The 6,660-nt window shown below is 68.5% G+C and carries 9 protein-coding genes; 7 read left to right on the top strand and 2 right to left on the bottom strand.

The features are described from left to right. A partial coding sequence (locus MFF24_RS25930) for a transposase (protein WP_238228854.1) occupies positions 1-423 on the bottom strand: 423 nt, incomplete at its 3' end. A gap of 174 nt (positions 424-597) precedes the next feature. Then, positions 598-924: a hypothetical protein gene (locus MFF24_RS25925; protein WP_238228853.1), complete on the bottom strand. Its 327-nt coding sequence runs from the start codon at positions 922-924 to the stop codon at positions 598-600. Positions 925-1,025: 101 nt separating this feature from the next. On the opposite strand from MFF24_RS25925, the gene MFF24_RS25920 reads away from it, so the two are divergent. The 7 genes from MFF24_RS25920 to MFF24_RS25890 all read left to right on the top strand — a co-directional run bounded on the left by MFF24_RS25920 (position 1,026) and on the right by MFF24_RS25890 (position 6,660). Beyond that, the gene (locus MFF24_RS25920; protein ID WP_238228852.1) at positions 1,026-1,385 is read left to right on the top strand and encodes a hypothetical protein; all 360 of its coding nucleotides are present in this window, start codon (positions 1,026-1,028) and stop codon (positions 1,383-1,385) included. Beyond that, positions 1,382-1,972, top strand: a complete 591-nt coding sequence (locus tag MFF24_RS25915) for a RuvC family protein (protein WP_238228851.1) — start codon at positions 1,382-1,384, stop codon at positions 1,970-1,972. Before MFF24_RS25920 ends, MFF24_RS25915 begins: the two co-directional genes overlap by 4 nt. Before the next feature lie 81 nt (positions 1,973-2,053). Next, entirely contained in the window at positions 2,054-2,854 is an 801-nt protein-coding gene (locus MFF24_RS25910) for an ATP-binding protein (protein ID WP_238228850.1), read from the top strand. A 30-nt stretch (positions 2,855-2,884) separates the two neighbouring features. Next, positions 2,885-3,415 carry a DUF669 domain-containing protein gene (locus tag MFF24_RS25905; protein WP_238228849.1) on the top strand — a complete coding sequence of 177 codons (531 nt, stop codon included), beginning with the start codon at positions 2,885-2,887 and terminating at the stop codon, positions 3,413-3,415. Positions 3,416-3,590: 175 nt separating this feature from the next. Further along, the gene (locus MFF24_RS25900) at positions 3,591-4,562 is read left to right on the top strand and encodes a PD-(D/E)XK nuclease family protein (protein ID WP_238228848.1); all 972 of its coding nucleotides are present in this window, start codon (positions 3,591-3,593) and stop codon (positions 4,560-4,562) included. Then, entirely contained in the window at positions 4,559-4,705 is a 147-nt protein-coding gene (locus MFF24_RS25895; RefSeq protein WP_238228847.1) for a hypothetical protein, read from the top strand. The genes MFF24_RS25900 and MFF24_RS25895 overlap by 4 nt, the downstream gene beginning before the upstream one ends. Beyond that, on the top strand, positions 4,702-6,660 hold the full coding sequence (locus MFF24_RS25890) for a DEAD/DEAH box helicase family protein (protein ID WP_238228846.1): 1,959 nt from the start codon (positions 4,702-4,704) through the stop codon (positions 6,658-6,660). The genes MFF24_RS25895 and MFF24_RS25890 overlap by 4 nt, the downstream gene beginning before the upstream one ends.

Raw genomic sequence — 6,660 nt, 5'->3', positions numbered from 1 at the left:
GCGGATCTCCATCTTGGCCAACGGCTCGCCGGAAGGCCGGATACGTTTGTGCAGACTGCCCAGACCAGCGGAACCAGAGCCACTTGCGGACGGGGCGGGCCATACGTTTGCCGTGCCCGCCGCCTTCTGGTGAGCCCGAACGTTGCTGCCGTCGAGGAAGACCATGCCCAGCGCGACGCCGCGCTCCTGCACGCGATCGAGCAACCGCTCCCACACTCCGGCGCGTGCCCAGCGGATGAAGATCTGTGCCGCCTGCCACCAGGGCCCCAACTCTTCGGGGATGGCGCGCCACTTCGCCCCGTTTTGATGTCGCCAGAGGATCGCAGAGATCGTGCGCCGAAGCTCCTGGGGCGGTGTCTTGGCCTTCGGGCGACAGGCCTCGATCAACGGCTCCAACTCACCCCACTGTGCGTCTGACAGCATCACGTCTCCTCATTCGAAACCGAGAAAACGCCAAAATTCGCAATCCGTTCAGGCGACGACAGGCCCTAGCTCTGGGCTCTTTCCGCGTTGGGCCACCCGTCCAGACCTGTGGGACGCCCCGGCAATCAAGACTGCTGAGCGAAATCCTGTCGAGGCTCGCGCCTGATGCCTGCTTCAGCATCCGAGGCGCATCAGGACCAAGCCGGTCGCCTTGATCAATTTCGCTGCCTCGCCGCCGCCGGCTACCCGGCCCCGGCCATCGAGGCGGTTCGCCAGCCGCTCCAGCGCAGCCGGTCGATCTTCGACCTGCATCGCGGCCATCAGATCTACCATCATCACCGCCAGGGCCTCGCTGAGCGTCCGCCGTGTCACCGGCGAGTTCTCGGTCGGATCCTGCGCGGTCGTGCTGCTCAGCAGATCCTCAACCCTCCGTCCGACCGCGCTCGCCAAAGCTATGCGGACGGTAGGGCCGTCGTTCTGCTCGTTCACCGTGTCTCGCACCTCGCTGTCTCCTGTCCTCGTGGTCGATTCCCTTCGACCACAAAGGAGCGGGACGAATGGTCCTTCCGTGCGGGACAAATCATCCTTCGGAGCGAGCGCCCATGAGCGCCCTGGCCTTTCACACCGACACGCGCGCCATCGCTCGGGCCCTTGAGGACCGTGAGACCGCCCGCGTCGGCAAGCTGCCGATCGCTCGGCAGGCGGTGGCCCGCCGGGTCGGCTGCGCTCCGGGCACTCTCGAAACGTTGCGTAAGGGTCGGTTGAAACGGGTCGAGCGCTGGCTCCACGACAAGCTGGAGGCGCTGCTGGTCGGTGAGATCGAATCCGAAATCCGGAGGCTGACCCTTGAATTGGAGACGTATCGCCGAACTCGTGGCGACGCTGATGGCGCTCCGGAGATGGCGCGATTGGTTGAAGCGATCGAGAGCGCGCAGAGACTGATTTCGGGAGAGGTTGCGTGAGCGTGCGTGCGCGCATCCTCGGGATCGATCCCGGCCTCACGGGCGCAATTGCGCTGCTGACGCCCGATACACCCGGCATCGTCGGCGTGTGGGATATGCCGACGGTCCTGAAGACCGTCGATCCGGCCGCGCTCGCGGCTCTGATCCGCGATCAGAATGCTGACGCCATCGTGCTGGAGGAGGTCGGGCCGCAGCCGCGGGACGGCGTCCGACAGGCCTTCAGCTTCGGCCAGTCCTACGCGACTGCCCGCGTCGTCGCCCTGATGCTCGAGATCCCGCTGCACCTCGTTCGGCCGCAGGCCTGGAAGTCGTTCTATCGCCTCCGCGGCGGCGACGAGGGCAAGGAGCAAGGTCGTGCCCTGGCGCTCCGCCGGTTTCCGACGAGCCATGCCAGCTTCGCGCGGAAGAAGGACCACAACCGGGCGGAGGCCGCCCTGCTCGCGCTCTATGGCGCAGAGCGACTGCTGCTCGCGGGTTCGTCTCACGAACCGGATCGGGTCGGGGACGTGGCACCGGCCGGAGGCGTGGCGGCCTCCGGCCACCCGCCTCTCACCAGTTCACCGAGCGCGACCGAGGTGCCGGAATAGACCCCGGCTCAGTCCGCCAGCCTGATCTCCGCCTCGGTCGCGCCCGGGCATTCAGGAGCAGGCAGGACGAAAGGCATCAGCATGGCGATCAGCCTCAAGAACCTCACCCACAAGAAGGACCCCGCGCCGCCGCGGATCCTGTTCTACGGCCCGCCCGGCATGGGCAAGACCACGGTCGCGGCCGAGTTTCCGAACCCGGTCTTCATCCAGGCCGAGGACGGCTACCCGAACGACCTACCTGACCCGCCGCCGCGATTCGAGCGTGAGCAGCTCGGCGACTTCAACGGCGTGCTCGACGCCGTCGGCGCGCTCATCACCGAGGATCACGACCGCCAGACGCTGGTGATCGACAGCCTCGACAAGCTGGAGCCGTGGGTCTGGGAAGCGACCTGCCGCGAGAACAACTGGTCGACGATCGAGCAGCCCGGCTACGGCAAGGGCTATCTCGCGGCCGAGATGCAGTGGCGCGAACTCATCACCGGCCTGAACGTGCTTCGCCGCGAGCGCGGCATGGCGATTGTCCTCATCGCGCACTCGACCATCGAGACCGTCAACGACCCGACGACGGTGGCCTACTCCCGCTACGACATCCGCCTGCAGAAGCGCGCCACCGCGCTCTTTCAGGACGAGATGGACGCGATCCTGTTCATCAACCAGGACGTGACCATCAAGCAGGACGATCCGAAGGCGAAGACGTCCCGGTCCCGTGCCGACGGTGGCGGCAACCGGTGGATCTACACCGCCCCGCGGCCGGCCTTCGTCGCCAAGAACCGCTTCGGCATCCCCGACAAGATCATGTGCGCGCGCGGCGAGACCTACGCCGAACTCGCGAAGCACCTCCCCGCTCCCGCTCGGCCGCTGGCGGCGGCTGAAGCGGCGTAACCCTCCCCAACCCCGAAGGAGACAAGGGACATGGCACAACTCGGCGAAAGCATCGACGTCGACAACATCGTTCCGGAACGCGGCGACTTCGAACCACTGCCGGCCGGCCCCTACATGGTGCAGGTCATCGACAGCGACGTGGTCGAGACAAAGGCGGGCACGGGCCTGATCCTGAAGCTCACCATGGAGGTGATGGACGGCCCGCACGCGAACCGGAAAATCTGGGCCAACATCAACTTCAAGAACCCGAACGCCACCGCGCAGCGCATCGCGCAGGAAGCTATCAAGCAGATCTGCGACGCGGTCGGCTTCGCCGGGCAACTCACCGATAGCGAGGTGCTGCACTACAAGCCGCTGCGCGCGCAGCTCACGATCCGGAAGGATGCCGAGTACGGCGACCGGAACGAGGTCAAGCGCTACTCGTCCCTGAACGGCAACGCACCGCCCGCGGGCAAGCCGGCGCCGTCCGGTGGCGGGCAGTCCGGTGGCGGGCAGGCGCAGCAGTCGAAGCCGTCCGGCGGCGGCGGCACGGGCCGCCCCTGGGGCAACCGCGCCGCGTGACGTAGCCGGAGCGGCCGGCCCAAGGGTCCAATCGAGCGCCGGCCGCTCCTCCCCCGTCCTCATTTTTGAAAACGGAGATGCGCAATGTCGAACATCGAGCGCACGGCGGAGCTATGCCCGGATCCGGGCCACCCGCAAGCCTGCATCGGTCGCGGATCGGCGGAAGCCCGTCGCCATGGCTGAGATCCCGCCCGTCGATTCCCCTACGGTTCTCGCCGTCTACGCGGGGCTAGAAGCCGCTCAGCCGGCGGAGGACCGCCCCTATCTCGGCATGTCGGGCTTCGGCTCCGACTGCGACCGCAGCCTCTGGTACGGCTGGCGCAAGGCGCACGCGCCGGAGGCGCTGGACGGCCGCCGCATCCGGCTGTTCGAGACCGGCCACCTTGAAGAGGACCGGCTCGTCTACAACCTGCGCGCGGCCGGCATCCTCGTCGAACCGCTGGACCCGGCGACCGGGCGGCAGTTCGCGGTCTGGAACCTCGGCGGTCACCTGCGCGGCCACCTCGACGGCCGCGTGCTGCGCGTGCCCGAGGCGTCGAAGACGTGGCACGTTTTGGAGTGCAAGACCCACAACGACAAGAGCTTCAAGGAACTGGTCAAGTCCGGCGTCGCCGCGTCGAAGCCAGGACACTTCCGGCAGATGCAATTCTACATGCATCACACCGGACTCACCCGCGCGCTCTACGTCGCCGTCAATAAGAACGACGATCAGCTCTACACGGAACGCGTCCGCTACGACCCGCTCGCGGCTCAACAGCTGCTCGCCCGTGCCGAGCGGATCCTGCGCGCCGACGAGCCGCCCGCGAAGCAGCATCCGGACCCTTCGGCTCCGTCGGCCTACCAGTGCGGCTGGTGCCCGGCCCGCGGGCTATGCCACGAGGGTTGGTTCGCGCGCGTCCACTGCCGCACCTGCCTGCATGCCACCGTCGTAATCGACGACGGCGACGCCGGGCGCTGGCGCTGCGAGCGCTTCGGCCTCGACCTCACGTTCGAGGAGCAGATGCGCGGCTGCGACTTCCACCTGTTCCTGCCGGCCCTCGTGCCGGGTGAACAGGTCGATGCCGACGAAGCCGCTGGCACCGTCACCTATCAGCTGCGCGATGGCTCGACCTGGGTCGATGCGCCCGCACGGCGGGGGCTCGCATGACCGCCGCCGAGATCCTGATCAGCCTCTACGAGAACGCGCTGCGCGAGATCGTCGAAGCGCTCGGCTCCGACGAGCCCGACGCCGCCCAGGCCGCCCTGGAGATCGCCGCCGACGCCCTTGCCAGCGGGGAGGATGCACCGTGATCGAGCCGCGCCCCTACCAAATCGAGACCGTCCAGGCGATCCTCGACTACTGGCGCGACGGCGGCGGAAACCCGCTCGTCGATCTCGCCACCGGCACCGGCAAATCGGTCTGCATCGCCGGGCTCATCGACGAACTGCTGGCCGAGTACCCGACCCTGCGCGTGCTCGCCCTCGTCCACACCCGCGAGCTAGTCGAGCAGAACGTGAAGGCGTTCCTTCGCGTCCGACCGGGCAGCAACGTCGGCATCAACGCGGCCGGCCTGCACCGCCGCGATCGGCATCAGCAGGTGCTCTTCGCGTCGATCCAGTCCGTCTACCGCGAGGACGGCTACTCGCTCGGCCCCCGCGATCTCGTGCTGATCGACGAGGCCCACCTTCTGCCGAAGAAGGGCGAGGGCATGTATCGGCAGCTCATCGAGAAGCTGCGCCAGCGCGTGGCGGACCTGCGCGTCGCCGGCTTCACCGCCACGCCCTACCGCCTCGATTCCGGTCGGCTCGACGAAGGCGAGGGCCGCATCTTCGAGCGCATCGTCTTCACCTACGGCATCGGCGACGCCGTGGCCGACGGGTGGCTCGCGCCGCTGGTTTCGAAAGCGACGACCACCGGCATGGACGTGTCGGGCGTCACCCGGCGCGGCGGCGAGTTCGTCGAGAGCGACCTGCAGCGTGCGGTCGATCGCGACGACGTCACCGAGGCGGCCTGCGACGAGATCGTGGCCATGGGCGAGGATCGCCGATCCTGGCTCGCGTTCTGCGCGGGCGTCGAGCACGCCTTTCACGTCCGCAACGCCCTGCGCACCCGCGGCATCACCTGCGAGGCCGTGACCGGCGAGACGCCGGCCGGCGAGCGTGACCGGCTCATCCGCGACTTCCGGGCCGGGCGTATCCGCTGCCTGACCAACGCCATGGTCCTGACGACCGGCTTCGACGTGCCGGGGGTCGACCTCATCGCCATGCTCCGGCCGACGCTGTCGACGGGCCTCTACATCCAGAAATGTGGGCGCGGCACCCGGCCGGTCTACCCGCCGGGGTTCGATCCGAACCGGGCGACGGCCGAGGAGCGCGTCGCGGCCATCGAGGCGTCGTCGAAGCCCAACTGCCTCGTGCTCGACTTTGCCGGGAACGTTCGCCGGCACGGGCCGGTCGATGCGATCTCGGTGGGCGGGGACGCAGCGAGCGGGCGACCGCGGGCTCCGGTCGAGGCGGCGGTGAAGCCCGACGAGGTGCGGGCGAAGGTGTGCCCGAACTGCTCGACCCTCGTCGGGCTCGGCGTGTTCGCCTGCACCGCGCCCGGCTGCGGGTTCGAGTGGGAGCGCCCGAAGCCGGCGCACGAGGCTCAGGCCGACGCCGAGGCGATCATCATGACCGGCCAGCGTTCGGCGGCGGCGCCTTTCCCTGACCCCTGGCTGGCGGTGACGGGGATCAGGTTCGCCCACCACGAGAAGCGGGGCGATCCGGACGCGCCGCCGACGCTGCGGGTCGAATACGAATGCGGATTCGTGGAGCACTCGGAATGGGTCTGCTTCGAGCATGACGGCGTCGCCAGAGCCAAGGCGGAGAAGTGGTGGCGCGACATGCGCGGGCGTCGGCCGGCGCCGGCCAGCGTCGAGGAGGCGCTGAGCCGCTGCCTGGACGGCGAGACGGCCACGCCGAGCGACATCGTGGTCAAGCGAGACGGCAAGTTCATGCGGGTGGTGAGCCGCCGGTTCTCGTCGGTGGAGCTGGCTCGGGTGGCGGCCTTCGTCGTCACACCGATCGTGGAGCGCGAAAGCGCCGGATGGTGGCGCGTGCTCGGGATCGATCGACACGCCGACACCAGCGAGATCAAGGCCGCCTTCCGCCGCCTTGCACGCGAGCACCACCCCGATTCCGGCGGCTCGACCGCCGCAATGGCCAACATCAACCGCGCCTACCGGGAAGCCCTGGCGGAAGCGAGCGAAGAGGTGCCGTTTTGA

It is taken from the genome of Methylorubrum aminovorans (genome assembly GCF_022179725.1).
In the GTDB taxonomy this organism is placed as follows: Bacteria; Pseudomonadota; Alphaproteobacteria; order Rhizobiales; family Beijerinckiaceae; genus Methylobacterium; species Methylobacterium aminovorans.
Note: the sequence above shows the minus strand (reverse complement) of the source record. Positions and strands in the feature narration are given on the sequence as shown.